Annotated in this window: 28 protein-coding genes; 26 read left to right on the forward strand and 2 right to left on the reverse strand. The window is 45.0% G+C overall.

The features are described 5' to 3' along the window. Positions 1-28: 28 nt before the first annotated feature. Positions 29-1,315 carry a UDP-N-acetylglucosamine 1-carboxyvinyltransferase gene (locus DWW81_RS02955; protein ID WP_117891504.1) on the reverse strand — a complete coding sequence of 429 codons (1,287 nt, stop codon included), beginning with the start codon at positions 1,313-1,315 and terminating at the stop codon, positions 29-31. A gap of 481 nt (positions 1,316-1,796) precedes the next feature. Between DWW81_RS02955 and DWW81_RS02960 the strand changes: the two genes are divergently transcribed. From DWW81_RS02960 to gpmI, 25 genes are all read left to right on the forward strand, one after another. Beyond that, on the forward strand, positions 1,797-2,168 hold the full coding sequence (locus DWW81_RS02960) for a NusG domain II-containing protein (RefSeq protein WP_181982652.1): 372 nt from the start codon (positions 1,797-1,799) through the stop codon (positions 2,166-2,168). A gap of 10 nt (positions 2,169-2,178) precedes the next feature. Next, entirely contained in the window at positions 2,179-2,688 is a 510-nt protein-coding gene (locus tag DWW81_RS02965) for a Gx transporter family protein (RefSeq protein ID WP_117896729.1), read from the forward strand. A 218-nt stretch (positions 2,689-2,906) separates the two neighbouring features. After that, positions 2,907-3,410, forward strand: coding sequence for a crossover junction endodeoxyribonuclease RuvC (gene ruvC, locus DWW81_RS02970; protein ID WP_117896728.1), 504 nt, complete (start codon positions 2,907-2,909; stop codon positions 3,408-3,410). Between the two features lies 1 nt (position 3,411). Further along, a complete protein-coding gene (gene ruvA, locus DWW81_RS02975) occupies positions 3,412-4,011 on the forward strand; it encodes a Holliday junction branch migration protein RuvA (protein WP_117896727.1) in 600 nt (199 codons plus the stop codon). Positions 4,012-4,027: 16 nt separating this feature from the next. After that, positions 4,028-5,065 carry a Holliday junction branch migration DNA helicase RuvB gene (gene ruvB / locus DWW81_RS02980; protein WP_117896726.1) on the forward strand — a complete coding sequence of 346 codons (1,038 nt, stop codon included), beginning with the start codon at positions 4,028-4,030 and terminating at the stop codon, positions 5,063-5,065. Positions 5,066-5,295: 230 nt separating this feature from the next. Further along, complete coding sequence (gene glmM / locus DWW81_RS02985; protein WP_046441646.1) at positions 5,296-6,639, forward strand: phosphoglucosamine mutase; 1,344 nt, start codon at positions 5,296-5,298, stop codon at positions 6,637-6,639. 21 nt (positions 6,640-6,660) lie between these two features. Next, complete coding sequence (locus tag DWW81_RS02990) at positions 6,661-7,341, forward strand: NAD(P)H-dependent oxidoreductase (protein WP_347562317.1); 681 nt, start codon at positions 6,661-6,663, stop codon at positions 7,339-7,341. Between the two features lie 21 nt (positions 7,342-7,362). After that, positions 7,363-8,226, forward strand: coding sequence for a class I SAM-dependent methyltransferase (locus tag DWW81_RS02995; protein WP_117896724.1), 864 nt, complete (start codon positions 7,363-7,365; stop codon positions 8,224-8,226). A gap of 28 nt (positions 8,227-8,254) precedes the next feature. After that, positions 8,255-9,151, forward strand: coding sequence for a PfkB family carbohydrate kinase (locus tag DWW81_RS03000; RefSeq protein ID WP_117896723.1), 897 nt, complete (start codon positions 8,255-8,257; stop codon positions 9,149-9,151). A 72-nt stretch (positions 9,152-9,223) separates the two neighbouring features. Continuing rightward, complete coding sequence (locus DWW81_RS03005; protein WP_117896722.1) at positions 9,224-9,523, forward strand: hypothetical protein; 300 nt, start codon at positions 9,224-9,226, stop codon at positions 9,521-9,523. Positions 9,524-9,547: 24 nt separating this feature from the next. Continuing rightward, positions 9,548-10,396, forward strand: a complete 849-nt coding sequence (locus tag DWW81_RS03010; RefSeq protein ID WP_117896721.1) for an energy-coupling factor transporter ATPase — start codon at positions 9,548-9,550, stop codon at positions 10,394-10,396. Between the two features lie 12 nt (positions 10,397-10,408). Further along, positions 10,409-11,272 carry an energy-coupling factor transporter ATPase gene (locus DWW81_RS03015; RefSeq protein ID WP_022287451.1) on the forward strand — a complete coding sequence of 288 codons (864 nt, stop codon included), beginning with the start codon at positions 10,409-10,411 and terminating at the stop codon, positions 11,270-11,272. Between the two features lie 77 nt (positions 11,273-11,349). Beyond that, entirely contained in the window at positions 11,350-12,153 is an 804-nt protein-coding gene (locus DWW81_RS03020) for an energy-coupling factor transporter transmembrane component T (protein ID WP_117878195.1), read from the forward strand. A 10-nt stretch (positions 12,154-12,163) separates the two neighbouring features. Then, positions 12,164-12,448, forward strand: coding sequence for a hypothetical protein (locus tag DWW81_RS03025; protein ID WP_117896720.1), 285 nt, complete (start codon positions 12,164-12,166; stop codon positions 12,446-12,448). An 11-nt stretch (positions 12,449-12,459) separates the two neighbouring features. After that, positions 12,460-13,230, forward strand: a complete 771-nt coding sequence (gene truA, locus DWW81_RS03030; protein ID WP_242989180.1) for a tRNA pseudouridine(38-40) synthase TruA — start codon at positions 12,460-12,462, stop codon at positions 13,228-13,230. Beyond that, a complete protein-coding gene (locus DWW81_RS03035) occupies positions 13,196-14,845 on the forward strand; it encodes a DUF5711 family protein (RefSeq protein ID WP_117896719.1) in 1,650 nt (549 codons plus the stop codon). The genes truA and DWW81_RS03035 overlap by 35 nt, the downstream gene beginning before the upstream one ends. A 16-nt stretch (positions 14,846-14,861) precedes the next feature. Beyond that, positions 14,862-15,740: a CvpA family protein gene (locus tag DWW81_RS03040; RefSeq protein WP_117896718.1), complete on the forward strand. Its 879-nt coding sequence runs from the start codon at positions 14,862-14,864 to the stop codon at positions 15,738-15,740. 40 nt (positions 15,741-15,780) lie between these two features. After that, positions 15,781-18,048, forward strand: coding sequence for an ATP-dependent Clp protease ATP-binding subunit (locus DWW81_RS03045; protein WP_117896717.1), 2,268 nt, complete (start codon positions 15,781-15,783; stop codon positions 18,046-18,048). A gap of 138 nt (positions 18,049-18,186) precedes the next feature. Beyond that, on the forward strand, positions 18,187-19,410 hold the full coding sequence (locus DWW81_RS03050; protein WP_117896716.1) for a phosphoglycerate kinase: 1,224 nt from the start codon (positions 18,187-18,189) through the stop codon (positions 19,408-19,410). A gap of 74 nt (positions 19,411-19,484) precedes the next feature. Next, positions 19,485-20,108 carry a hypothetical protein gene (locus DWW81_RS03055; RefSeq protein ID WP_117878208.1) on the forward strand — a complete coding sequence of 208 codons (624 nt, stop codon included), beginning with the start codon at positions 19,485-19,487 and terminating at the stop codon, positions 20,106-20,108. Then, positions 20,105-20,653, forward strand: a complete 549-nt coding sequence (locus DWW81_RS03060) for a hypothetical protein (protein ID WP_117896715.1) — start codon at positions 20,105-20,107, stop codon at positions 20,651-20,653. The genes DWW81_RS03055 and DWW81_RS03060 overlap by 4 nt, the downstream gene beginning before the upstream one ends. 9 nt (positions 20,654-20,662) lie before the next feature. After that, positions 20,663-20,980 carry a TfoX/Sxy family protein gene (locus DWW81_RS03065; RefSeq protein ID WP_117896714.1) on the forward strand — a complete coding sequence of 106 codons (318 nt, stop codon included), beginning with the start codon at positions 20,663-20,665 and terminating at the stop codon, positions 20,978-20,980. Positions 20,981-21,106: 126 nt separating this feature from the next. Further along, positions 21,107-21,883, forward strand: a complete 777-nt coding sequence (tpiA, locus tag DWW81_RS03070; RefSeq protein WP_022287442.1) for a triose-phosphate isomerase — start codon at positions 21,107-21,109, stop codon at positions 21,881-21,883. A 118-nt stretch (positions 21,884-22,001) separates the two neighbouring features. After that, positions 22,002-22,451, forward strand: a complete 450-nt coding sequence (locus DWW81_RS03075) for a hypothetical protein (RefSeq protein WP_117896713.1) — start codon at positions 22,002-22,004, stop codon at positions 22,449-22,451. 35 nt (positions 22,452-22,486) lie between these two features. Beyond that, positions 22,487-24,010, forward strand: coding sequence for a 2,3-bisphosphoglycerate-independent phosphoglycerate mutase (gpmI, locus tag DWW81_RS03080; protein ID WP_022287440.1), 1,524 nt, complete (start codon positions 22,487-22,489; stop codon positions 24,008-24,010). A gap of 91 nt (positions 24,011-24,101) precedes the next feature. On the opposite strand, the gene DWW81_RS03085 is transcribed toward gpmI, so the two are convergent. Then, a complete protein-coding gene (locus tag DWW81_RS03085; protein WP_117896712.1) occupies positions 24,102-25,184 on the reverse strand; it encodes a HAMP domain-containing sensor histidine kinase in 1,083 nt (360 codons plus the stop codon). 252 nt (positions 25,185-25,436) lie between these two features. Here DWW81_RS03085 and gap point away from each other — a divergent pair, with 252 nt between their 5' ends. Further along, the gene (gap, locus tag DWW81_RS03090; RefSeq protein WP_117896711.1) at positions 25,437-26,474 is read left to right on the forward strand and encodes a type I glyceraldehyde-3-phosphate dehydrogenase; all 1,038 of its coding nucleotides are present in this window, start codon (positions 25,437-25,439) and stop codon (positions 26,472-26,474) included. Positions 26,475-26,611 lie beyond the last annotated feature (137 nt).

Raw genomic sequence — 26,611 nt, forward strand, 5'->3', positions numbered from 1 at the left:
TATGCCGCCGCAGTGTTATCAATATTTATCAGCCGCTAAGCTCCATTTCGTTAGCGTCAGGCTTGTAAACACGCTGAATGTCAGCTCCAAGCCCTCTGAGCTTCTCATCTATCTTTTCATATCCTCTTTCGATGTAGAAAATATTGTCTATCTCAGTAGTGCCCTCTGCGGCAAGTCCTGCTATCACCATGGCAGCGCCTGCTCTCAGGTCAGTTGCTACAACAGGAGCACCTTTGAGCTTGCCAACGCCCTGTATAACAGCCACCTTGCCGTCAACAGAAATGTCAGCGCCCATTCTTCTAAGCTCAGCCACATATCTGAATCTGTTGTCAAAAATATCGTCTGTAACGATGCTCGTACCCTCTGCAAGCGTCAGCAGTGTTGAGAACTGCGGCTGCATATCAGTAGGGAAGCCAGGGTGCGGCATAGTTTTTATAGAAGTTTTCACGAGCGGACCGTCCACCCATACATGAACGCTCTCGTCGCTTTCCTCAACGTTTACGCCTACCTTGCGGAGCTTTGCCGTGATAGACTCAAGGTGTTTAGGGATAACATTTGCGATAACAACGTCGCCCTTTGTGGCAGCCGCCGCTACCATATAAGTGCCTGCCTCTATCTGGTCAGGGATAGTCGCATAGGTAACGCCTTTGAGGTAATCAACGCCTCTTATCTTGATAACGTCTGTACCTGCGCCTCTGATATCAGCACCCATTGAGTTAAGGAAGTTCGCAAGGTCAACGATATGAGGCTCTTTCGCCGCATTTTCGATTATAGTAAGCCCCTTTGCCTTTACAGCGGCAAATATTGCATTCATAGTTGCGCCAACTGTAACAAAGTCAAAGTATATCTGATTGCCCACAAGCTCGTCCGCTGTGACATGATTAGCTCCGTTCACTATCTCGTCAGACGCACCAAGCGCCTTGAAAGCTTTCAAATGCTGATCTATAGGTCTGTCACCAAGGTCACAGCCGCCCGGCATCGGAACAAAAGCTTCGTGAAATCTTCCAAGCAGCGTGCCAAGAAAATAGCATGACGCTCTCATGGTTCTTGCAAGCTCATATGGCACTTCAGGCTTTTCAATGCCCTTTGTGTCAAAATATATAGTATTTTTATCTAAAAGTCTGACCTCTGCGCCCATTTCACGCAGGATCTTCATGCACTTAGTTATATCGCTTATCTCAGGCACGTTCTCAAGAACGCACGGCTCGTCGCACAGGATAGTTGCCGCAACCAATGCAACAGCAGCGTTTTTTGCACCGCTTATCTGCACAGTACCATGCAGCGGCTTACCTCCATGTATAACAAACTTCTCCAAGTTTACACACTCCTTAACGAGATTGTCGGCTTCTCTCTCTGCCGACGCTCAGATTATTATACCACAGCCGCAGGCAAAATAAAAGCAAAAAGCAAGAATTTCAACGATTTGGTTAAAATCATTTAACATACACCCAAGCAATCGTTTAATCTGCCCATATAATGCAGGCTATGGCGGTCTATAAAAAGAACAAATGTTCACATACTCTTAACAATAGAATATCCAACTCTTATATTTTAACACACCCCATTCAAAAAATCAATAGTGAATAAGGATATTTTGATAAATTTTCGACAATTTTTTCGGCTTTTTCGGTGAAAATTACAGCAATGTTACAACTGTACGAAATCTTGTACCTTATTGTAACCTTGCTGTAATATTTAAGTACAAAAAATCAGACACTTGCCGTTTGTCTTGACGAAAAAGAACGGCTGTGGTATACTCATAACAACAGATATACTGTAAAAAGGGGAGTGCGGCAGTGGTAAAAAGAAAGAATCTCATATGGGCGGCAGTTTTTGCGGCTGTTATCGCTGCGTGCCTGATATTTATTTTTCTCACAGGTGGAAAGAGCGGAGAAAATTCTGCCGAGATATATGAAAACGGCAAGCTCATAAAGACTGTTTCTGACCTTTCCCCCGATAAGGAGTATTCCTTTGAGATAAAAACAGAAAACGGCACTAATACCATAACCGTTGGCGAGGGAAGCATTTGGGTGTCTGTCGCAGATTGCTCGAACCAGACCTGTGTTCATGCAGGAAAGATATCCCACGCAGGACAGACCGTCATTTGTGCACCGCACAAGCTTGTGATAAAAATAGTCGGTGAGACATCTGCCGACGCTGTGATATAGGGGTGGAAGCATGAAGATATCAGTACAAAAAATCGCCCTTATAGGAATTTTTACCGCCTTGTCACTTATCATTTTCATGGTGGAGGCACAATTCCCTGTCATGCCCATAGGCGGCATGAAGCTTGGGCTTGCCAATATCGTCACTATGGCAGCGATGCTTTTTATCGGCAGAAAAGAGGCAGGCTTGGTGCTGCTTTTGAGGATAGTCCTTGCGGCAGGGCTTTACGGAACTGTGGTAAGCTTTGCATTCTCACTCACAGGCGGAATTTTAGCGTATCTCGCCATGTACATTGCGGTTTCGAGAGTTGGTGAAAACCAGCTTTGGGTGACATCAGTTTTTGGTGGCTTTTTTCATAATATAGGTCAGCTTTGTGCGGCGGCAGTGATATCAGGCACATGGGCGGTGTTCAGCCTTTTGCCTTATCTCATAATAAGCGGCATTCTCACAGGCACGCTCAATGGTCTTATCCTCCAAAGATTGTGGAAGTCGCCGCTTAGAAAATACAGCATAAAAAGATAACAGCGGTGTCAGGGGCATACCTGATGACCGCTGTTTTGTTCTATAGTCAGTTTAGCCAAAAACAGACTTTTCACAAAGTGGCATTTCTACATTTTTGCCTTGTGAGAAATAGGTGAAAACTCAGCGTTTTGCTTGCATTTGACCGAAAAATATGGTATAATTAGTTGTTATAATAGGGTCATTATAGGATAGCGTTGAAATTGAACGGAGGAGTGGATTTGAGAATACTTGGTATCGACCCGGGCTACGCCATTGTGGGTTTCGGAGTGCTTGAATACAACAGCGGAAAATTCACTGTTGTTGACTACGGTGCAATAACCACTTCTGCGGATATGGATTTCAACAGACGGCTGAAAGTCATCTATGATGATATGACCGAGATAATAACCACCTATAAGCCTGATGAAATGGGAATAGAAAAGCTTTTTTTCAATACCAATGAAAAGACCGCCATTGACGTTGCACAGGCAAGGGGAGTGACCCTGCTTCCTGCCATAATAAGAAATATTCCCATTTATGAATATACGCCTTTGCAGGTGAAATGCTCCATAGTCGGCTATGGACGTGCCGAGAAAAAGCAGGTGCAGGAAATGACAAAGACCATGCTTCATCTTAAAGCTATCCCAAAGCCTGACGATACAGCGGACGCAGTGGCTATTGCTATAACTCACGGACTTTCAGTGAACACAAGGCGTGTTATGAAAAATTTTGAGGAGAAATAATATGATATATTCACTTAGCGGAAAGCTCGTTCATACCGAGAGCGACCTTGCCGTAATAGAATGTGCAGGCGTGGGCTATGCCTGCAAAACAACATTTTCTACCTTGCAGCAGATTGCAGGCAAAAGCGAGGTCAAGCTTTACACTCACCTCTCCGTAAGGGAGGACGCGGTGGAGCTTTTCGGCTTTGCAACTAAGGAGGAACTTAAAAGCTTCCGTATGCTCATATCTGTCAGCGGAGTAGGCCCGAAGGCAGGTCTTGCCATACTTTCAGCCTGCACTCCGTCACAGTTTGCGCTTGCGGTTGCAACAGGGGATTCAAAGGCTTTCACAAAGATAAAGGGTATCGGTACAAAGATAGCACAAAGGATAGTCCTTGAACTTAAAGATAAGGTGGCAAAAGAGAATACCATATCCGTCAGAGGAAATGGGGCTCAGGGCTTTGCGGCTGTTCCGAGCGGAGCTGTCGAAGAAGCTGTCACAGCCCTTGTGGTGCTTGGATATACCGAGGGCGAAGCAATGTCAGTGATATCAAAGCTTGACCCGAATTTGAGCGTTGAAGAGCTTATAAAGAAAGCCCTTATCGGACTTGCGAAATTTTGAGAGGAGAACTCCATAAATGATCGAAAAAGGAGATTTTGATATAGACAGGATAGTCACTCCGAAAGAAACTCAGGCGGAAACAACTGACGATTTCGAGGTGAGCCTTAGACCTAAAACACTTGACGAGTATATCGGTCAGGAAAAGGTCAAGGAGAACCTGAAAATATATATACAAGCGGCAAAAAACAGGGGCGACAGCCTTGACCACGTTCTGCTTTACGGCCCGCCTGGTCTGGGTAAGACCACTCTTTCTGCCATAATCGCCCACGAAATGGGAGTTAACATCAGGATAACCTCAGGCCCTGCCATTGAAAAGCCGGGCGACCTTGCAGCTTTGCTCACCAACCTTGAAAAAGGCGACGTGCTTTTTATAGACGAGATACACCGCCTTTCAAGACAGGTGGAGGAAGTTCTTTATCCTGCCCTTGAAGATTATGCCTTGGATATAATCATGGGCAAAGGTCCTGCGGCAAGATCTATAAGAATTGAGCTTAACAAGTTCACTCTTATAGGTGCGACCACAAGAGCAGGCTCGCTTTCTGCACCGCTGAGAGATCGTTTCGGCGTTATCCAGCGTTTGGAGCTTTACAATACAGAACAGCTTTCTGATATCGTAAAGCGTTCCGCCATTTTACTTGGCGTGGCTTGTGATGATGACGGTGCAGAGGAGATAGCGAAGCGCTCCAGGGGAACGCCGAGAATAGCAAACCGCTTTCTCAGAAGAGTAAGGGATTTTGCCGAAGTCATGGGTGACGGCAGGATAACCGCAGACATTGCAAAGATAGCCCTTAATAGAATGGACGTTGACAAGCTGGGACTTGACTCTCTCGACAAACGTCTGCTGACTATGATAATAAAAGGCTATGACGGTGGTCCGGTGGGACTTGAAACCCTTGCGGCGGCTATCGGCGAGGAGTCAGTCACCATTGAGGACGTTTGCGAGCCGTATCTTATGCAGTTAGGTTTCCTCTCAAAGACCCCAAGGGGACGTGTGGCGACTCAGCTTGCTTACGATCATCTGGGATTTCTCAAGGACGGACAAACGCATCTTTGATTTAGTGAGGAATGCTTAATGAGGAATGAGGAGTGAGGAGTGAGGAATTAAGGTATCGCCTGCGGCGATGAATTTCTTGTTCTGTAGGGGTGAACACTGTTCACCTGCCACTGCACTTTCTATCTTTGGGAAAATTTTATTATCGGATCAATTTAATATGTGTGTTAATATAGAGTTTACATAAATAAAAAATAATATAGAGGTATGACCTCGAAAAGGAGCTAATTATTATGGGAAGATTATTTGGAACTGACGGCGCAAGAGGAGTAGCTATCACAGAGCTTACCTGCGAGCTTGCTATGCAGATAGGCAGAGCTGCCGCAATGGTACTCACGAAGGAAACAAACCACAAGGCTAAGATAATCATAGGCAAGGATACCCGTATCTCAGGCGACATTCTGGAGTCCGCACTGGTGGCTGGTATCTGCTCAGTTGGTGCAGACGCTCATATACTCGGTGTTGTTCCTACCCCTGCCGTAGCAATGCTTGTAAAGAAATACAACGCAGACGCAGGCGTTATGATATCCGCTTCACACAATTCTGTTGAGTTTAACGGCATAAAGCTTTTCTCTGGCACAGGCTTCAAGCTTTCTGACGAGATAGAAAACGAGATAGAAGCACTTATCCTGGACACACCTGAAAAGATAGAGCTTAAGGACGGCTGTGATATAGGTCACGTTTATTACGAAAAGGACGCAGCTTGGGATTATATCCGCTACGTTATGAAAACAGTTCAGACAGATTTCAACGGTATCCGTGTGGCGCTTGATTGTGCAAACGGCTCAGCTTCCGTGTGCGCACAGAGAATTTTCGAGGGACTTGGTGCAAAGTGCATAATGCTCAACGATAAGCCTGACGGAACGAATATAAATAAGGATTGCGGCTCAACACATATCGAGGGTCTTCAAAAGGCAGTTGTTGATAACCATTGCGATATAGGTCTTGCCTTTGACGGCGACGCTGACAGATGTCTTGCAGTTGACGAAAAGGGCGAGCTAATCGACGGTGATAAGATACTTGCTATCTTCTCAAAATATATGAAGAGCATGGGCATACTCAAAAACAACACCTGCGTTGTTACAGTTATGACAAACCTCGGCTTCTTCAAGTATGCAAAGGCAAACGGCATCGTTGCCGCTACCACAAAGGTTGGCGACAGATACGTTCTTGAAGAAATGCTCAAGGGCGGTTATAATATCGGTGGTGAGCAGTCAGGTCATATCATTCTTCTTGACTATGCAAACACAGGTGACGGTGAGTTGACAGGTACAAAGCTTCTGACAGTCCTCAAATGTACAGGCGAAAAGGCAAGCGAGCTTGCTTCATGCATGGAGTGCTATCCGCAGGTGCTTGTGAACGTTAAGATAACAGCAGACAAAAAGGGTATGTGGGATAAAGTCCCTGAGATAACAGACGCTATAAAGATGTATTCCGAAAAGCTTGGTGACGAGGGCAGGATACTTGTCCGTGAGTCAGGCACAGAGCCTCTCGTTCGTGTTATGATAGAGGGCAAGAGAACAGGCATCATCACAGAATATGCACACAAGATAGCGGAGCTTATCGAAAAAATGTAAGGTGATATTTTGAAAATAGCTTTGATAAACGGTCAAAACCATAAAGGCTCTACATATCATATAGGCAGAATGTTAGCCGATAAACTTGGCGGCGAGGTGACAGAGTTCTTCCTGCCAAGAGATTTCGGCGAGTTCTGCTGCGGCTGTACCAATTGCTTTATGAAAGGCGAAGAAAAGTGTCCTCACTTTGAAAAGCTTGAGCCTATCACCAAAGCGGTGGACGAAGCAGATGTGCTGATACTCACTTCCCCTGTGTATGTCTACCACTGCACAGGCTCAATGAAAGCATGGCTCGACCATTACGGCTGGCGCTGGATAGTCCATAGACCTGAGGAGAAAATGTTCTCAAAACGTGCCGTGGTGATATCCACAGCCGCAGGTGCAGGCATGAAAAGCACTAACAAGGATATGGCTGACAGCCTTTCTTTCTGGGGCGTACCGAAGATATATAAGATAGGCTTCGGCATACACGCAACGAGCTGGAGCAAGGTTTCCGACAAAATGCTTGCAAAGATAGAGAAAAAGACCGACAGCATTGCCGCAAAGCTTAAAAACGACAGCTTGGAGCCAAAGGTCAGCCTTAAAGGCAGAATGTATTTCACCATTTTCCACTTTGCAAACAAAAAGGGCTGGAACCCTGCTGACAGTGCATATTGGCAGGCAAAGGGCTGGACGGAAAATAAAAGGCCGTGGAAAAAGTAATTTTATATAAGGATAAAAAATATGAGAATTGCAGAAAACTGGAAAGACTATAAGATAATAGATACTTCAAGCGGAGATAAGCTTGAAAGCTGGGGCGGAAAGGTGCTTGTAAGACCTGACCCTCAGATAATATGGAAGTCCCCAAAGCGTTCGGAGCTGTGGACAAAGGCTGACGGCGTTTATCACCGTTCCTCAAAGGGCGGCGGCGAATGGGAATACAGAAAGCGCCTGCCTGAAAGCTGGAACATAGGCTATAAGAATTTGAAGTTTATAATCAGACCAACGGGCTTCAAGCACACAGGTCTTTTCCCTGAACAGGCTGTGAACTGGGACTTCATGGCTGATAAAATAAGAAACGCAGACAGAGAGATAAAGGTGTTAAACCTCTTTGCATACACAGGCGGAGCTACCCTTGCCTGTGCCGAAGCAGGTGCAAGCGTTTCACACGTTGACGCATCAAAGGGCATGGTGCAGTGGGCAAGAGAGAACGCCACTGTGTCAGGGCTTTCCGATAAGCCTATTCGCTGGCTTGTGGACGATTGCGAAAAGTTCGTTCAGCGTGAGATACGCCGTGGCAAGACCTATGACGCTATCGTTATGGATCCTCCGTCCTACGGCAGAGGACCTGGCGGAGAGATATGGAAACTTGAAGATTGTATCTATGACCTTGTAAAGACCTGCTCAGGCGTTTTGAGCGATGAGCCGCTTTTCTTCCTGCTCAACAGCTATACCACAGGACTTTCACCCTCAGTTATGGCATATATCCTTAGAGATGTCCTCGGCACGAGGTTTGGCGGAAACGTCACGGCTGATGAGATAGGATTGCCTGTGGAGGCAACAGGCGGTGTGCTTCCATGCGGTTCAACGGCAATTTGGCAGAAATAGCTTTGCTATAGTAAGGTATGGTGTTCACATGAAATATACTGAGAATTATGTTTATATGTACGGTCAAATGATCTCCACCTGTTCGTTTCTTCTTGACGGTGATTTTCCAAAGGCAGACGGCACGGCAGAGATAAAGGGAAAATATCACCTTGTCGGTGGTGAGACCGGAACAGCGGCGGCTGTTCTTTGCAGTCTGAATTTGCCTGTAAAGCTTGGCGGTACTCACCTTGGAAGCGGCAATGAAAAGCTTATAAAGGATTATTTTTCAGACAAGACTGCTGACCTTTCGGAGCTTGTAACGGAGGACTTTGAAGGCGTGACCGACTATGTTATCATAGATAAAAATACACGCACCTGTTTTGGCGAGTGGGATAAGCTTTATTCACGTCCGAATGCTTTTTATGAACAGCCTTCGGAGGAGTCAGTGAAAAATTCAGCCTGCGTTGCGGCTGACCCTTATTTTGGTGATAAGATAGCTGAGTATTGCGTAAAATATGGCAAGAAATACGTCACCATAGATTGTGCCTATGACAGCTATATCCATAAGCATTGTGCAGTAAATTGCATATCTCATCAGCACCTTGATGAATATTATCCGGATAAAAGCTATGATGAGCTTTTCATGCTTTATACAGATAATACAGACGGGCTTGTGATATTTACCCTTGGCGAAATGGGTGCGATGTATGGCAGAAAGGGTGCTGTGCCAAAGATGTGCCCTGCATTTAAAGTAGACGTAGTGTCAACACTTGGCGCAGGGGACAGCTTTAAGGCGGGCGCTGTATATGGGCTTTATAAAGGTCTTGATGACGATACATTGGTGAAAACAGCCTGTGCTGTGGCAGGTGCGGCGGTGGAAAAGTTCCCTATCGCACTTTATCCGCCGACAGTAAAAGATATTGAAAAGCTTATGGGCAATATGTAGGGGCGAACAGCGTTCGCATACCCATATATTATAATAAGGTATAAACCGAAATTTCAGACAGGAGGAAAGGTTATGTCTTTTGATTTTGATGAACTTAAACACAAGGCAGGAAATATGCTTGAAAAGGGCAAAGAAAAAGCTCACGAGGCTGCTGAAAGTGAAAAGGGGCAGAAGATAAAGAGCAAGGCAGGAGAGCTGTTTGAAAAGGGGAAGGAAAAAGCCCACGAGATCGCAGAGAGCGAAACGGGCAAAAAGGTAAAGAACAAGGCTGAAAAGCTCCTTGATAAAGGAATAGACAAAGCCGAAAATGTTTACGAAAAGCATAAGGAAAGAAAGGCTGAACAGAAAGAACAGCCTGAAGATAAGGAATAAACTAAATTTGGTAAGGAAAGTAAAATGAGCAGTTTTATTGAAATAAAGGATCTGCACTTTTCCTATGTGAACGACCTTGAAGAGCCGCCTGTTAAAACGGAGGTGCTTAAAGGCATTGATCTGAACATAGAAAAAGGCGAGTTTGTGGCAGTGCTTGGTCATAACGGCTCAGGCAAATCTACACTTGCAAAGTGCATAAACGCTATAAATCTTCCTGAGTCGGGGGCTGTCTATGTGAACGGCATGGACACTTTGGACGAAAATAACCTCTTGCCTATAAGAGAAAAGGTGGGCATGGTATTCCAAAACCCTGATAACCAGATAGTTGCAACTATCGTGGAGGAGGACGTGGCTTTCGCCCTTGAAAATATGGGCGTCGAGCCGAATGAGATACGCAGGCGTGTTGACGAGGCTCTTAAAACCGTCGGTATGTATGAATACAGACTTCATGCACCCCATAAGCTTTCAGGCGGACAGAAACAGCGTGTGGCTATCGCAGGCATAATCGCAATGAAGCCTGATTGTATACTTCTTGACGAGCCTACCGCCATGCTCGATCCTCACGGCAGGGACGAGGTAATGAAAACTGTCAAAATGCTCAACGAGCAGGGCGTTACTATCGTGCTTATCACCCACTATATGGAGGAAGCCGCACAGGCACAGCGTGTGGTGGTCATTGACGGCGGCGAAGTAATAATGGATAATGTTCCGAAGAAGATATTCTCAAATGTGGAAACCATGAAAAATCTGGGACTTGACGTGCCGCAGGTGACAGAGCTTTGCTGGGAGCTTAAAAGGGCAGGCTATGACATCTCCACCGAGATAATCCACGAGGACGAGTGCGTTCAGAAGCTTTATGAAATGCTTAAATGATAGGGAGTAACAATGGCAGTAATTAAAACGGAAAACCTGACTTATGTTTACGGCGAGGGTACGCCCTTTCGCAAAACAGCCGTAGACAATGTTAATATAGAGATAAATGACGGCGAAATGGTGGGTATAATAGGACATACAGGCTCAGGCAAATCTACCCTTATCCAGCATTTCAACGGCCTTTTGAAGCCCACGAGCGGAAGCGTCTATATAGACGGAGAAAGGCTGTGGGACGATAAATCAAGGCTTCGCCCTATAAGATTTAAGGTGGGTCTTGTGTTTCAGTATCCTGAATATCAGCTCTTTGAGGAGACCTGTTATAAGGATATCGCATTCGGACCTAAGAATATGGGTATCAAGGAAGATCAGATAGACAAGTATGTCAAAGAAGCCGCAAGAATGGTAGGACTAAGCCCTGAGATACTTGACAAATCGCCTTTTGAACTTTCAGGCGGACAGAAAAGGCGTGTGGCTATAGCAGGCGTTATGGCAATGAACCCAAAGGTGCTTATCCTTGACGAACCTGCTTCGGGTCTTGACCCTAAGGGCAGAGAACAGATACTTGGTCTTATAAGAGAGTATCATGAGCAGATGAAAAACACTGTTTTGCTGGTATCCCACTCTATGGAAGATATCGCAAAGAACGTTTCAAAGATACTCGTCATGAACGAATCGAAGCTTTTCTGCTATGATGATACAGTAAAGGTGTTCCACCGCTCTGAGGAGCTTGTGTCAATGGGACTTGCAGTGCCACAGATAACAAGAGTTATAAACAGGCTCAAAGCCATGGGCATAGATATTAAGGACGATGTGTATACAGTTGGCTATGCGAAAAAGGTCATACTTGAAATGCTGGAGCAAAAAAAGAATAAGTAAGCAGCGGACTGCCTTTGACCCATATGAGCAGAGAGCAGGACTGTGTAAGTTGAGATAGAAAATTGGAGGAATATACCTTGATAAAGGATATTACTATAGGACAGTATTTTCCCGGAAATTCTGTCATTCACCGAATGGACGCACGAATAAAGATAATAATGACGGCGGTTTTCATAGTAATGCTTTTCGCCGCAAACAGCGTGTGGGGACTTCTTGTGGGCATAGCTTTTACTATTCTCACTTTTATCATATCGAAAATACCCGGCAAACTCATGCTAAAAAGCTTGAAGCCTATCGTGCCGATAATAATATTCACGGCGATACTCAATCTGCTTTTTATCAGAACGGGCAAAGCCTATTTTGAATGGAAATTTCTCAAGATAACCGATGAAGGCGTTGACACGGCAGTGTTCATGATGATAAGGATAATCTGCCTTATTGTCGGCACTTCGCTTCTTACCTACACCACCTCGCCTATCGACCTGACAGACGCTATCGAAAGATTGCTTTCACCGCTGAAAAAGATAAAAGTGCCTGTCCATGAGCTTGCAATGATGATGACTATTGCCCTGAGATTTATCCCGACCCTTATCGAGGAAACAGACAAGATAATGTCAGCCCAGAAAGCAAGAGGAGCGGATATGGAAACAGGCTCGCTGATACAGAAAGCTAAAGCCCTTATTCCAGTGCTCATACCGCTTTTTGTGGCGTCGTTCAGGCACGCTGAGGAGCTTGCCCTTGCTATGGAATGCCGTTGTTATCACGGCGGAGAGGGCAGAACAAGAATGAAACAGCTCCATATGAGCATAGTCGACCTCTACGGCTCGATATTCTGCGTGCTGTTCCTTGCAGGCGTTATCGTCATAAATATAGTCATATAGGAGGGGTATTATGAGCAGTGTTTTTAAAGATATGGACCAAGATGACAGACTTGACACTTTGGAAAAAAAAGTCAAGAAACTTGAGAGAAATGCAAATGGGGGAAATAAAATGTCAGGTATTATAAAAGAACTTATCGGCAGAGAATGTACCATTGACGGCGATGGCTATTATAATACAAGATGCACAGTTCTTGATGCAGACGACGAGTGGGTGAAGCTTATCATCCACGAAAAGAAAAGCGACAGCACCATGATAGTAAGACTTGACAATATAGATTCCATAACACTCGACTAAAGAAACGGGATATGCTCATGACAAATTTCAGGATAATACTTGCCTATAACGGCACGGCCTATCATGGGTGGCAAAGGCAGAACAACGCCCTTGCCGTCCAGCAGGTGCTTGAAGAAGCTATCCTCTCGCTGACGGGACAGACCGTCACAGTGAACGGCTGTTCACGAACAGACGCAGGAGTGCACGCAAGAAGATTTTGCGCAAGCTTTCTTATAGAGTCCACAATAACCTGCCGTGGGATAGTTTTCGGACTTAATTCAAAGCTGCCGGACGATATCTCAGTGCTGGAGTGCGAAAAAGTCCCCCTTGATTTTCACGCAAGATATATGTGCAGCGGCAAGGAGTATGAGTATATTATACATAACAGCGAGATAAAAAATCCTTTTTATAAAGATACAGCCTACCGCAGTTGGTTTCCAATAGACGAGAAAAAGCTGGATAAAGCGGCACAGGATTTTGTGGGAACGCACGATTTCAAAGCCATGTGTTCCACCGATTGCACAAAGGAGAATACAGTTAGGACTATATTCTCTTTCCATGTAAGACGTGAGGGCGAGCTTGTGATATTCACAGTTTCGGGAGACGGCTTTCTGTACAATATGGTAAGGATAATGGTAGGCACGCTTATTTTTATAAATGAGGGCAAGATAGGAGAAACTCAAATACCCGATATACTTGCGTCAAAGGACAGAACAAGAGGCGGAAAGACCGTTCCGCCACAGGGATTGTATCTTAACGAAGTGTATTATGATAAAGATAAAGGATCTGAACAAGGTGAATGATAAAAGATCAAAGAGCAGGCGGAGAAAGAAAAATCCGCCTACCAAAGAAGAAAAAACAATAAGAATAACCAAGCAGACGGATTTTGTTCAGCGTGACGAGTTTCACGGTGCAGAAGAGCCTATGCCGAACGTTACTTTCAGAGAGATAAAGCGTCAGAAAAAGGCGGCTCAGAAAGCGGCGGAACGTGAGCAGGAAGAACAGCTCCGAAAAGAAGCGGAAGAAGCCGAGGAGTCACGAAGCAGAATAGAGCTGACGAACACCGAGGATAAAGCCGAGGAGGAAAAGCCTGAAAAAGCTGATGAAAGCAAGATAACAGTATCAGGCGGTGAAAAAAAAGAGCAGGCTTCAGAAAGCAAAGAGGAAAAATCCGAGCATAAAAGCAGAAAAGAGAAAAAGGCTGAGAAAGCAGAGAAAGCAGAGAGGTCTGACGAGGAGATATCCAACGTCACCGATATAAGAGCGGCAAGAAAGAAAGAGAAAAACAAAAAGCTCTATAAAAAGATAGCCGCCATAGCAGTTGTGGTCGCTTTTGGTGTGGGCGTTTATGCTTCAAGAGGAGTGTGGGTGCCGAAGCTTGAGGGCATTTTGGACAGACCTCATGCCACTATAGTAAACGACGGCAAAAAGCAAAGCGGAAATTTCCCGCTGACCTTTGATGAAAGCTCCGTTAACGTTATAAAACAGCTTTCCGACGGTATAGTTCGAGTTGACGACAGGAACATTGCTTTTTATGACGAGTCTGGCAATAAGGTATCGGATAATTCTCACAACTTTGCAAACCCTGTTGTAAGAACATCCGGAAAGCGTGTGCTTGTTTACGATAACGGTGGAAATTCTTTCAGAGTGCTGAATAAAAAGGGCGAGCTGCTCTCAAAGGATATAGACCAGTCTATACTTTTGGCGGAGATAGCCCCTGACAGCACAGTTGCAGTGGTCACCCAGACTGAGAAATATGCCGCAGTTCTGACAGTTTATGACTCCTCGGGAGCAGAGATATATCAGTGGTCAAGCTCACGAAGAATACTTGATATAAGCTTTGATAAGGACGGAAGCGGCTGTTGTATCTCAACATTTTCCAGCAGTGGCGGAGCGTTACGCTCGGTCATCTATTATGTGACCTTTGACAGCACAGAGGAGAAGATGAAGAGCGAACAGCTTGAAACTCTCGCAGTTGCCGTTCAGCGAAACGATAACGGCGATTATTGGGTAGTGGGCGATACCTGCTTCTACAAGCTTGACAGCAATGGTAAAATACTTATGCAGTATGAATATCCTGAGGAGCTTTCAGACTATGCCCTGACAGATACCACTGCCGCAGTAGCATTCGATGGCATACAGCGTAAAACAGGAACTCTTGCGGTGTTCCGTTCGGACTCTGACGGAGATAAGCCTGATAGCATTGTTTATACTCAAAGCGGCAAGCCTAAGAAAATGACCGCAGAGAACAAGAAGGTGATCCTACTCGGCGAGGATAATATAGAAGCCTATGACAGTGCAGGAAATCTACTTGCAACAGCGGCAGTGTCCTCTGAGTATCTTGACTTTGTTTACCTCAACGACAGCGTTTATTTCCTAGGTCTGCATGAGATAAACAAAATAGCTTTCGAGACCTGACGAAAGGCAGGAAAATATGGCATATTTTTTTGACGGAGCAGTTATAATGATCCTTATCGTGACCGCTCTGACAGGATACTGTAAGGGCTTTGTGAGATATGTCATCACAATGCTCGGAACAGTGGCAGCCGTTCTTGTGGCTTTTCTTATAGCCAATATGTCGGCTGAAAATGTATATAACAAATATTTCAAAACACAGCTTATAACGAGCCTTGAAAACGCCGCTGAACAGACGGATCTTTCAAAGCTTGTGAGCAATGAACTGAAAAACGAGGGTGTTGATATCGACCTTTCAGATGAGGAGATAAAAAACGTACTGTCAGGGGCAGGCACTCTTGCGGAGAATACCGAAAAGCTGCTTGTTTCAAAGGGAACAGACCTTGATACCGCTCAGCAAAAGGGTGAGGAGCTTTCAGAGTATATCCACAGCGTTATGCCCAAAAAGCTCAGCGAAAAGTTGGAGGGCAATAAGCTTGGAAAAAGTCTGTCTAAGGCGGTGAAGTTCACTGCCGAGCAGATAGACGAAGCCGTAAAGGCTCTCTCTGAGGGCGGCAGAACGGGCGCTGAGTATCTGGAAAAGAACATTTTCCGACCGATCGCTCTGACTTTTATAAGGCTTTGCGTGTTCATGACGGTGTATGTGCTTATGGAGATAGTCATAAGGCTTATCCTGCGGCTGTCGGGAGTTTTTACCCGAATGGCAGGTCTGACAGCGGCAAACCGTTTCGCAGGCATGGCGCTTGGTCTTTGCAAAGGCGGTCTGTATCTGGTGTTGATAGCCTTTATGGTCTGCACTGTGATAAATGCCACCGAGAACAAGCTTCCCAAGTTCAACAGCGCTGTTTTTGAAAATACCTATCTGTTCAGTTACTTCTTTGATATTCTGTATAAATGATTACCGTAAGGTGTATCAGTAAGGAAAGGAGCAAATAAAAATGTTAATGTGTTCAAGATGTAAAAAGCGTCCTGCTGTGGTGTTCATCTCACAGATGAACGCCAAGGACCCTCAGCACAAGAAGAACGAGGGACTTTGCCTTGTTTGTGCCAAGGAGCTTGGCATTTCGCAGGTGGACGATTATATGAAGGCAATGGGCATCTCAGACGATGACCTTGAAGCAATGTCAAATCAGCTTATGGAGGCTTCCGACGGGGACGATTTTGAGCCGGGCGGAACGAACTTCCTGAGCAATCTTTTCGGCGGTGACGCAGCCAATCTTTTCAGCAACCTCGCAGGAGGTATGCCTAAAGCCACCGATGAGGGCGGAGAGAACAAGCCAAAGGATAAAAAGAAAAAGCTTAAATTTCTCAACAACTATTGCACAAATCTTACTCAGAAAGCAAGAGAGGGCAAGCTTGATAACGTTGTGGGAAGAGATAAGGAGATATCAAGAGTTATCCATATCCTGTCAAGACGTCAGAAGAACAACCCATGCCTTATAGGCGAACCTGGCGTTGGTAAAACAGCCATTGCCGAGGGCATCGCACAGAGGATAGTTGGCGGAGATGTGCCTTTCCATATCAAGGATAAGGAGCTTTACCTCCTCGACCTTACCGCACTTGTTGCAGGCACTCAGTTCAGAGGACAGTTCGAGAGCCGTTGTAAAGGTCTTGTAGAGGAAGTAAAAGAGCAGGGCAACGTTATCCTCTTTATCGACGAGGTGCATACCCTTGTTGGCACAGGCGACAATGAGGGAACGATGAACGCAGCTAATATCCTGAAACCGTCCCTTTCAAGAGGCGAGATACAGGTAATAGGCGCAACGACTTTCAAGGAGTACAGAAAGTATATCGAAAAGGACTCTGCACTTGAAAGACGTTTCCAGCCTGTAACAGTTTCCGAGCCGACAGTTGAGGACACTATCACGGTTCTTGAGGGCATAAAGCAGTATTACGAGAATTTCCATAGAGTAAAAATTTCAGACGATATGCTCAGAGAGTGTGCAGTGCTTTCTGAAAGATATATCAACGACAGATTTCTCCCTGACAAGGCGATAGATCTTCTTGACGAAGCCTGCGCCTGCACAAGTATCAGAACACCTGAAATAGAGGAGTTCGACGCACTTAACGAGGAGCTTAAAAAACATGAAAAGCTCGTTGAGGACTACGAACAGAAGTCAGACCCTGACTATGAGATAATCGCAAAGGAAAAGGGCGAGATACTCAGGATCCAGAACAGACTCAAAGAGGTGGAAGAAACTCTTAAAAACGTTCAGGTCACAGAGGAAGATATCTCAAAGGTAATAGAGCTTTGGACAGGTATCCCTGCCAATAAGATAGCTCAGACCGAGTATGATAAGATAAAGCATCTTAAAGAAGCCCTTTCAAAGCGTGTTATCGGCCAGGACGAAGCGGTTGATAAGGTCGCAAAGGCAATAAAGCGTACAAGGGTTCAGCTTTCAAAACGTCGCAGACCGGCTTCATTTATTTTCGTCGGCCCAACAGGCGTTGGAAAAACAGAGCTTGTGAAAGTCCTTGGAGAAGAGCTTTTTGACGCCACCGAGCCGCTTATCAGAGTTGACATGACCGAGTATATGGAGAAGCACTCTGTATCAAAGCTTATCGGCTCACCTCCGGGATATGTAGGCTTTGACGAAGCAGGTCAGCTTACCGAAAAGGTGCGCCGCAGACCATATTCCGTGGTGCTCTTTGACGAGATAGAAAAGGCTCATCCTGACGTTATGAACATACTCCTTCAGATACTTGACGAGGGACGTATCAACGATTCACAGGGCAGAAGCGTTTCCTTTGAAAATACCGTTATCGTCATGACATCAAACGCAGGTTCGACTGATAGAGATACAGGCGTGGGCTTCAATAAGACAGACAGTGATATCGCCAAGGATAAGGCAATGAAAGCACTGAGAGAGTTCCTGAGACCTGAGTTTCTTGGAAGAATAGACGAGATAGTTGTGTTCAATCCGCTCACAGAGGAGAATTTCGCAGGTATAGCAGGTCTTATGCTAGACGAGATGAAGTCGCCGCTGGAGGAGAAACATATCAGCCTGAGATATACAGATGAAGCTCTGAAAACTATTGCACATAAGGCATACGGTCAGAAGCTTGGTGCAAGAGATATCCGCCGTGTCATAAGAAACGAGGTGGAGGATAAGATAGCCGAACTGCTTATAGACAAGGGCGAGGGAGCGGTGTCCGCCGTGGCAATATCCGCTGACAACGGAGAGATAAAGGTGGACGCACTTTAAAAGCCTAAAGTTATAAAATCAGGGTAAAAAATATAAAAAAATACTTGATTTTTATGACGGTATGTTATATAATAAAGGTAAGGTTGTTAGTTTTTTAACAACGTGAATTAAAAAATTAAATTGAGAGGTGTCTTTAAAATGGCAGGTTTAAACAAAGTTACTGTTGATGACATTAATGTAAAGGGCAAAAAGGTACTCGTAAGAGTTGACTTTAACGTTCCTCTTAAGGACGGCGTTATTACAAACGATAACAGAATAACAGCTGCTCTCCCAACTATCAAGAAGCTGGTAGCTGACGGCGGCAAGGTAGTTCTGTGTTCACATCTCGGCAAGCCAAAGAACGGCCCAGAGGCTAAGTTCTCACTTGCTCCTGCTGCTGCAAGACTTGCAGAGCTTCTTCCTGAAACAAAGGTAACATTCGCTGCTGACGATACAGTAGTTGGCGACAACGCTAAGAAGGCAGTTGCTGAAATGGCTGACGGTGATATCGTTGTTCTTGAGAACACAAGATTCAGAGGCGCAGAGGAAACAAAGAACGGCGAAGCTTTCGCTAAGGAACTTGCTGACCTCGTTGACGACGAAGTATTCGTAATGGACGCTTTCGGTTCAGCTCACAGAGCTCATGCTTCTACAGCAGGCGTTACAAAGTTCGTTAAGGAAACAGCAGTTGGTTACCTCATGCAGAAAGAGATCAACTATCTCGGAAATGCAGTTGAAACACCTGTTAGACCATTCGTTGCTATTCTCGGCGGCGCAAAGGTAGCAGATAAGCTCAACGTTATCTCAAACCTCCTCGAGAAGTGCGATACACTTATCATCGGTGGCGGTATGGCATATACATTCCTTAAGGCACAGGGCAAGGAAGTTGGTCTTTCCCTCGTTGACGATACAAAGATCGACTACTGCAAGGAAATGATGGCAAAGGCTGAAAAACTCGGCAAGAAGCTTCTTCTCCCTATCGACACAACAGTTGCAGCAGGCTTCCCTGATCCTATCGACGCCCCTATCGACGTAGAAGTTGTTGATTCTGATAAGATCCCGGCTGACAAGGAAGGCCTTGATATCGGCACAAAGACACAGGAACTCTTCGGTGAGGCTGTTAAGTCTGCAAAGACAGTTGTTTGGAACGGTCCTATGGGCGTGTTCGAGAACCCAACACTTGCAAAGGGTACTATCGCAGTTGCAAAGGCACTTGCTGAAACAGACGCTACAACTATCATCGGCGGCGGCGACTCAGCAGCAGCAGTTATCCAGCTCGGTTTTGCTGATAAGATGTCACACATCTCAACAGGCGGCGGAGCTTCTCTTGAATATCTCGAGGGCAAGGTTCTTCCGGGTATCGACGTTATTGCCGACAAGTAATTTATATATTTGCTCGACTTAAAAGCTGGGGCAGGCAGTCATTTGCCTGCCCCTTTTTAATTATGGGGGTATCAATGATTTACCGTGAACCTTTGGTTTTGACAGTATACTATTCACAAAGCAGTATTACTGCGGCATTTGTTTTTGCCTGTATATTGGCTGTTGCGTCGGCACTGGCGGCAGTTGGATTTGTAAAGATCGGCTGTAAGCGTTACGGAAATTCAGAAAGTTCCGATGATTGCAGTAAATATGTTAAAACGTTTGCTAAGGTAGTAGGGGAAAGCAGATCCGAATATGAGGATTTTTCCGAAAGCAGGGGAGCGTATACTTCCTATGTAAACCAGCTTGAAATCGAATATACAGATCAAAGCGGCATAGTTTACCGCAAATTTATCGAAAACATTCTTAACGACGGCTATGTAAATATATGTTATGGTGAGAATGATCCCGACGATTTTTACCTTTCGGATTATGCAGACGGTATCGCCGAAATTGAAAATGAATGCCGCGGCGAATTTGTTTACGGGATAAGCATGAGAATTTTTTTCGGAGCTTTTGCAGCGGTGTTTGCTGTAATCTCTATAATGACTTTCATACATACTTTTAATATGAAAACCTTCGAGGACAGCGGGTCGGAAAGCGGACATATTGTCATTATCTCGCCCGATTCCTCTGAAAGAAACGAGGTGACGGAATGAACGAATTAATGCTTTTAGCTGAAAATTTCAAGGTCAGTGTTTTGGCAGGCGTTAACCTTGGCTGGCAGGGAATCGGAGGGATAATTCTGTTCCTTACAGGAATAGGGCTGATATATTTCGGTATCAAGGCGCTTAAAGGCTATCGGTTTTTCCCGGATCAAGAACAGAATATTCCCGAAGAAGACCATTATGAGCCAATGCAGGCAAAGGCTTTGCAGAAGGTAAAAACAACAATGCCGTCTTTTAGCGGCGGTGAAGATCAGGTCTTTGTTGAATGGAAAATAGGTTATACTGTGAACGGAGAAAAGTATACCCAGATAGTTACAGACAACGGTTATAATAAAGGGGATATGATCGATATAAAGTATAATCCTGAGAATCCGCAGGAGTTTTATCTTGACGACGAAAAATCAAAGGTGGAAGTCACTGAGGAGGAAAAGGAAGCCGAGGAAAAAGAGGAGAAAACGCCTTTTGGCTATGCGGCTATCGCTATCGGTGTCCTGCTTGGCGTTTTCGGTGTCGTTATGCTTATAGACAAGCTGTAAGGAGAAAATATGCCAACTGATGAGAGCTATTTTGAATACATACTCGAACAGCTCAGCGAGCTTGAAGATATCCGAGCAAGAAGAATGTTTGGTGAGTATATACTATATTATAAGGACAGAATATTCGGCGGCATTTATGATAACAGACTTCTTGTGAAGCCCGTGAAAGCCGCAGAAGATCATCTTAAAGACATAACGTTTGAGATGCCCTATGAGGGTGCAAAGCCAATGTACCTTGTGGATAATACCGATGATAAGGATTATCTCAAAGGGCTTGTGGAAGCAATGTATGAACAGCTCCCACCGCTAAGATCAAAGAAAAAATAAGGTAAAAAACAGCGGAGGTTCTTTGTTAATTAGTTGACAAATACGAGGGAATGTTGTATAATAGACTTGGAAAACTAGCAGGAGCAGTTTTTCTGTTCCCTATAAAAAATAAAGGAGTTTTTTATCATGAAAAAAGCTGTAAGAAAAGCAATTATTGCAGGAAACTGGAAAATGAACAAGACAAGACCTGAGGCTAAGGAGCTTCTCGAAGCTATCAAGCCACTTGTTGCAAACGCTGAGGGCAAGGTAGAAGTTATCGCTTGCGTACCTTTCACAAACCTTGAAACTGCTATCAACGCAACAGCAGGCTCAAACGTAAAGATCGGTGCAGAGAACGTTCACTTTGAGAAGAGCGGTGCTTTCACAGGCGAGATCTCAGCAGATATGCTCGTTGAGCTTGGCGTTGAGTACGTTGTTATCGGTCACTCAGAGAGAAGACAGTATTTCGGTGAAACAGACGAAACAGTAAACAAGAGAACAAAGGCAGCTCTTGCAGCTGGTCTGAAGCCTATCGTTTGCGTTGGCGAGCTTCTTTGGGAGCGTGAGTGCAACATCACAGAGGAAGTTATCGCAAGACAGGTAAAGCTTGATTTCTTCGGCGTATCAGCAGAGGACGTTAAGAAGTCCGTTATCGCTTATGAGCCAGTTTGGGCTATCGGTACAGGCAAGACAGCTACAGCAGATCAGGCAGAGGAAGTTTGCGCATTCATCAGAGCAACACTCGCTAAGATCTATGACGAGGCTACAGCAGAGGCAGTTACAATTCAGTACGGCGGCTCAATGAACGCTAAGAACTGCGCAGAGCTTCTTTCTAAGGAGAACGTAGACGGCGGTCTTATCGGCGGTGCTTCACTGAAGGCTGCTGACTTCAACACTATCGTTCAGGCAGCTGTTGAGGGCTAATTAACAGACGGATATCTAGGGGCAAAATATCATTCGTCACAAGAACAAACAAATAAAAAGTTCCGCAGGGGACGGCTGCGGCTGTCCTCTGCTTTTTTTTGAACAGGGGGAAGACAGCATGAAAAAATTAATATTTGCAGCATTAGTATTATCCATGTGTATGTCATTTGCAGCCTGCGGAAGCGTTGACGAAAGCAGCGCGCCAGCGGCAGAAAGCTCTCAGACAACATCTGAGGCTAAGCTTGAAAATGTGACTATCAGAATGGACTCTAGTAAACTTCATGAGGGCGTAGAGTTCAATGACAGTGAGCTTCTCGATAAGACAGCAGAGTTCACCAAAAATGTAACTGAAAACGCAGAGGAGAAAGAGCCTGAATCACATGAAACTGTTTATGGCGGTGATTGGTTGGATATAAAGTGTTCAGACGGCACCTCTATCTACTATGAGGCAAGAGAGAGTAACTATGTCCGTATCGGCGCAAAGACCTATTACACAAGCGACGATACCGCCAAGGAATTTAAGGAATATGTAATAGATTTTCTTGAAAATGGCGGTTATTGGGGATAATACGAATATAAATGATGTTGAAAGGACTAAGAAATATGTCAAAGAAACCCATAGCACTTATCATTATGGACGGCTTCGGCTATAATCACAAGGATTACGGCAACGCTATCAGAGCTGCCAAAACACCTAATATCGACAGACTTCTTGCCAACTATCCGCACACTCTTATCGGTGCAAGCGGCATGGACGTTGGACTTCCTGAGGGACAGATGGGTAACTCAGAGGTAGGCCATACAAATATCGGCGCAGGAAGAATAGTTTATCAGGAGCTTACAAGAATTACAAAGTCTATCAAGGACGGCGAATTCTTCTCAAACGAAGCTTTCACAGCAGCCGTTGAGAACTGCAAGAAAAATGACAGCGCACTCCACCTGTTCGGACTTCTTTCAAACGGCGGCGTTCACTCACATAATTCACACCTCTATGGTCTTTTGGAGCTTGCTAAGAAAGCAGGTCTTACAAAGGTATACGTTCATTGCTTTATGGACGGCAGAGATGTTCCTCCTACAAGCGGAGTTGACTTCGTAGCTGAGCTTGAAGAAAAGCTCAAGGAAATTGGTGTCGGCAAGATAGCAACAGTAATGGGACGTTACTATGCAATGGACAGAGATAACCGTTGGGAGCGTGTAGGCAAGGCTTATGACGCAATGGTATACGGCGAGGGCAATAAGGCTGATAACGCAGTTGACGCTATCAAGGCTTCCTATGCCGCTGACGTTACAGACGAGTTCGTTGTTCCTACAGTTATCGATGAGAACGGCAAGATATCCGCTAACGACAGCGTTATCTTCTTCAACTTCCGTCCTGACAGAGCAAGAGAGATAACAAGAACTCTCGTTGACGACGACTTCACAGGCTTTGAGAGAAGAAACGGCAGATTCCCACTTTACTATGTCTGCATGACACAGTATGACGCAACAATGCCAAACGTTGACGTTGCATTCAAGCCAGCAAGCCTTGAAAATACTTTCGGCGAGTATATCGCAAAGAAGGGTCTTTCACAGCTTAGAATCGCTGAAACAGAGAAGTATGCTCACGTTACATTCTTCTTCAACGGCGGCGTAGAAGCTCCTTTTGAGAACGAGGACAGAGCCCTCATCAATTCACCAAAGGTAGCAACTTATGACCTCCAGCCTGAAATGAGCGCATATCTTGTTTGCGACGAAGTTCTCAAGAGAATAGAGTCTGACAAGTATGACGCAATTATCCTCAACTATGCAAACTGCGATATGGTAGGTCACACAGGCGTGTTCGACGCAGCCGTAGCAGCAGTAGAAGCAGTTGACGAGTGCGTAGGTAAAACGGTTGACGCAGTTCTTGCAAAGGGCGGTATAGCACTTATCACAGCAGACCACGGCAACGCAGATAAGATGATGGAAGAGGACGGTTCTCCATTCACAGCCCACACAACAAACCTTGTACCTCTTATTATCGCAGGCGCAGGCAATGTTCTTATCAGAGAGGGCGGCGTTCTTGCTGACCTTTCACCAACAATGCTCAAACTCATGGGTCTGGAGCAGCCAAAGGAAATGACAGGTAAGTCTATCATCAAGGACTAATTTCCATAAAACAATCAAGGCAGTACCGAGAAAATCGGCACTGCCTTTTTTGTATCCCATCTATTCACTTGCTCTGTATATTGCCCAAACCCTATTTCAGCGGGTCAAGCCCTTTAGCCATTATGCAGTAGGTACTGCCGTATGGGTTCGGTATGGGTGGCATTCTGCTCACATGAAACTCTTTTGGCAAACCACGGCTGTCACATGGGAAACTCATGGTCACACAAGTGCCTTTGCCGATCTCGCTGCGATAACTTAGTTCACCGTCAAAACGGTCGCAAAAGCATTTTGCCAGTGCAAGCCCCAACGCCTCGCTGCTACTGTATTTCTGGAATGTGCCAAATGGCGTGATAGCCGCCTGCCATACATCGTCTGTCATGCCGTTGCCGTTATCACTTACTGACAGTATTATCCTGTCGTCCTCAGTTTTTAGGATAAGCTCCACCTGCCGCTGTTCCTTGTCATTGTACATATATGCGTTCACAAGCAGATTTACAAGCACATTTTTAATAAGGCTTTTGTTTGTTTCAAAATAAATGCACGGGTCAATGGAGTATCTGAAAATACAGCCGTCCTCCTCAAGCAAATTGCCTTCTTCGTCGCACACCTCACCACATATGTCTGATAGGCTCTGATATTCAGTTGTGAAATTGCCACTGAAATATTTTGCAAGTTCTGTCATGTTCACCGTTGCGGAAAATGTCTTCAGTATACGAAGCCTTGCCTCATGGTCAAAATGCTCATATTCAGTGCCGGCTTTTGAAGAAAAGGATTCCTTTTGGCTGTCAAGCATCGCTAACATTTTAGAAAGCTCCATCCTTATGTTGCCGAGAAAATTCGATTTGAAGCGTAAATATCCAGACTTGTCCGAAAGACGTTCTATGTCCGTGCAGGAGTAATAGTGTATGAGATAATTCGTTATAATGCCATTATCTCTCAGCGGTTCAAACCGCATTGCCGCCGAGTCTGCAAACCTGCCCTTATATTCAAAGGTAGCTGTCTTTTCAACAGGCAAAATGAAAGCGTTTTCCGGAGTATCGCATAAAGCAGAAATATCTATAACATCAGGCAGATCGCCATGATTTTTCCAAATGACATTAAGCTCAGCGTCAGTGAGGATAATGTTTTCCTCAGACTGAGCGTATATCTCTTTCACAGAAGATGTCAGTTCCACTTTGTTAGCCTGCCTTTCATAAAGATCTCATGTAAATATTATAACCTAAACTGTCGGGGTAGTCAATAAAAAATCATCAATATTTGATCACATTTTAAAGAATTTAGCAGTGCTTTGACGAATCAGGACGCAGGTGGCTTTGCGGTATTGCCTTAAAGAAAAAAAGTTCTAAGTTTTTTGTAAAAACACTTGCAATGTATAGAAAAATGTAGTATAATAAATACAGAAAAATTTTTAGGAGGTAAATTAATTATGGCAGTTAAAGTCGCAATTAATGGTTTTGGACGTATTGGACGTCTTGCATTCAGACAGATGTTTGGCGCAGAGGGCTACGAGGTAGTTGCAATCAACGACCTGACAAAGCCTTCAATGCTCGCTGATCTTCTTAAGTATGATACAGCTCAGGGCGGTTACTGTGGTAAGATCGGTGAGAATCTCCACACAGTATCAGCTGACGATGAGGCTAATACTATCACTGTTGACGGCAAGACTCTTACAATTTATAAGGAAGCAGACGCTTCTAAGCTCCCTTGGGGTGAGATCGGTGTAGACGTAGTTCTCGAGTGCACAGGTTTCTACTGCTCAAAGGCGAAGAGCCAGGCTCATATCGACGCTGGCGCTAAGAAAGTAGTTATCTCAGCTCCTGCTGGTAACGACCTCAAGACTATCGTTTACTCAGTAAACGAGAAGACACTTACAGCTGACGATACAATCATTTCAGCTGCATCTTGCACAACAAACTGTCTTGCTCCTATGGCTAATGCTCTTAACAAGTATGCTCCTATCCAGAGCGGTATCATGAGCACTATCCATGCTTACACAGGCGACCAGATGATTCTTGACGGTCCTCACAGAAAGGGTGACCTGAGAAGAGCAAGAGCTGGTGCTGCAAACATCGTTCCTAACTCAACAGGTGCTGCAAAGGCTATCGGTCTTGTAATCCCAGAGCTTAACGGCAAGCTCATCGGTTCTGCACAGAGAGTTCCAGTTCCAACTGGTTCAACAACAATCCTTACAGCAGTTGTAAAGGGTGCTGACGTAACAGTTGAAGGCATCAACGCTGCTATGAAGGCTGCATCTTCTGAGTCATTTGGCTACAACGAGGATCCAATCGTTTCTTCTGACGTTATCGGCATGAGATTTGGCTCACTCTTCGATGCTACTCAGACAATGGTATCTAAGATCGCTGATGACCTTTATGAGGTACAGGTAGTTTCTTGGTACGACAACGAGAACTCTTACACATCACAGATGGTAAGAACAATCAAGTACTTTGCTGAGCTTGCATAATCTGCACAGCCAAAACTAAATTGCTTACTAAAGACCGCTTCATCATGAGGCGGTCTTTTTTTGCGTATGTATACAACAAAGGTGAGCAAAAACTGGCGAACACTGTTCGCCCCTACGATTTATATTACACAAATGTA

This window comes from Ruminococcus sp. AF17-1AC (assembly GCF_003461385.1).
In the GTDB taxonomy this organism is placed as follows: Bacteria; Bacillota; Clostridia; order Oscillospirales; family Ruminococcaceae; genus Hominimerdicola; species Hominimerdicola aceti.

Excerpts from the sequence above, each read along its gene's own strand:
- DWW81_RS03065 (WP_117896714.1), top strand. The coding sequence starts at position 20,663 with ATGCCAACTGATGAGAGCTATTTTGAATACATACTCGAACAGCTCAGC.
- DWW81_RS03015 (WP_022287451.1), top strand. The coding sequence starts at position 10,409 with ATGGCAGTAATTAAAACGGAAAACCTGACTTATGTTTACGGCGAGGGT.
- DWW81_RS03050 (WP_117896716.1), top strand. The coding sequence starts at position 18,187 with ATGGCAGGTTTAAACAAAGTTACTGTTGATGACATTAATGTAAAGGGC.
- tpiA (WP_022287442.1), top strand. The coding sequence starts at position 21,107 with ATGAAAAAAGCTGTAAGAAAAGCAATTATTGCAGGAAACTGGAAAATG.
- DWW81_RS03035 (WP_117896719.1), top strand. The coding sequence starts at position 13,196 with ATGATAAAGATAAAGGATCTGAACAAGGTGAATGATAAAAGATCAAAG.
- ruvA (WP_117896727.1), top strand. The coding sequence starts at position 3,412 with ATGATATATTCACTTAGCGGAAAGCTCGTTCATACCGAGAGCGACCTT.
- DWW81_RS02965 (WP_117896729.1), top strand. The coding sequence starts at position 2,179 with ATGAAGATATCAGTACAAAAAATCGCCCTTATAGGAATTTTTACCGCC.
- gpmI (WP_022287440.1), top strand. The coding sequence starts at position 22,487 with ATGTCAAAGAAACCCATAGCACTTATCATTATGGACGGCTTCGGCTAT.
- DWW81_RS03000 (WP_117896723.1), top strand. The coding sequence starts at position 8,255 with ATGAAATATACTGAGAATTATGTTTATATGTACGGTCAAATGATCTCC.
- DWW81_RS03060 (WP_117896715.1), top strand. The coding sequence starts at position 20,105 with ATGAACGAATTAATGCTTTTAGCTGAAAATTTCAAGGTCAGTGTTTTG.
- DWW81_RS03025 (WP_117896720.1), top strand. The coding sequence starts at position 12,164 with ATGAGCAGTGTTTTTAAAGATATGGACCAAGATGACAGACTTGACACT.
- glmM (WP_046441646.1), top strand. The coding sequence starts at position 5,296 with ATGGGAAGATTATTTGGAACTGACGGCGCAAGAGGAGTAGCTATCACA.
- DWW81_RS03075 (WP_117896713.1), top strand. The coding sequence starts at position 22,002 with ATGAAAAAATTAATATTTGCAGCATTAGTATTATCCATGTGTATGTCA.
- gap (WP_117896711.1), top strand. The coding sequence starts at position 25,437 with ATGGCAGTTAAAGTCGCAATTAATGGTTTTGGACGTATTGGACGTCTT.
- DWW81_RS03010 (WP_117896721.1), top strand. The coding sequence starts at position 9,548 with ATGAGCAGTTTTATTGAAATAAAGGATCTGCACTTTTCCTATGTGAAC.
- DWW81_RS02995 (WP_117896724.1), top strand. The coding sequence starts at position 7,363 with ATGAGAATTGCAGAAAACTGGAAAGACTATAAGATAATAGATACTTCA.
- DWW81_RS03045 (WP_117896717.1), top strand. The coding sequence starts at position 15,781 with ATGTTAATGTGTTCAAGATGTAAAAAGCGTCCTGCTGTGGTGTTCATC.
- truA (WP_242989180.1), top strand. The coding sequence starts at position 12,460 with ATGCTCATGACAAATTTCAGGATAATACTTGCCTATAACGGCACGGCC.
- ruvB (WP_117896726.1), top strand. The coding sequence starts at position 4,028 with ATGATCGAAAAAGGAGATTTTGATATAGACAGGATAGTCACTCCGAAA.
- DWW81_RS03055 (WP_117878208.1), top strand. The coding sequence starts at position 19,485 with ATGATTTACCGTGAACCTTTGGTTTTGACAGTATACTATTCACAAAGC.
- DWW81_RS03005 (WP_117896722.1), top strand. The coding sequence starts at position 9,224 with ATGTCTTTTGATTTTGATGAACTTAAACACAAGGCAGGAAATATGCTT.
- DWW81_RS03040 (WP_117896718.1), top strand. The coding sequence starts at position 14,862 with ATGGCATATTTTTTTGACGGAGCAGTTATAATGATCCTTATCGTGACC.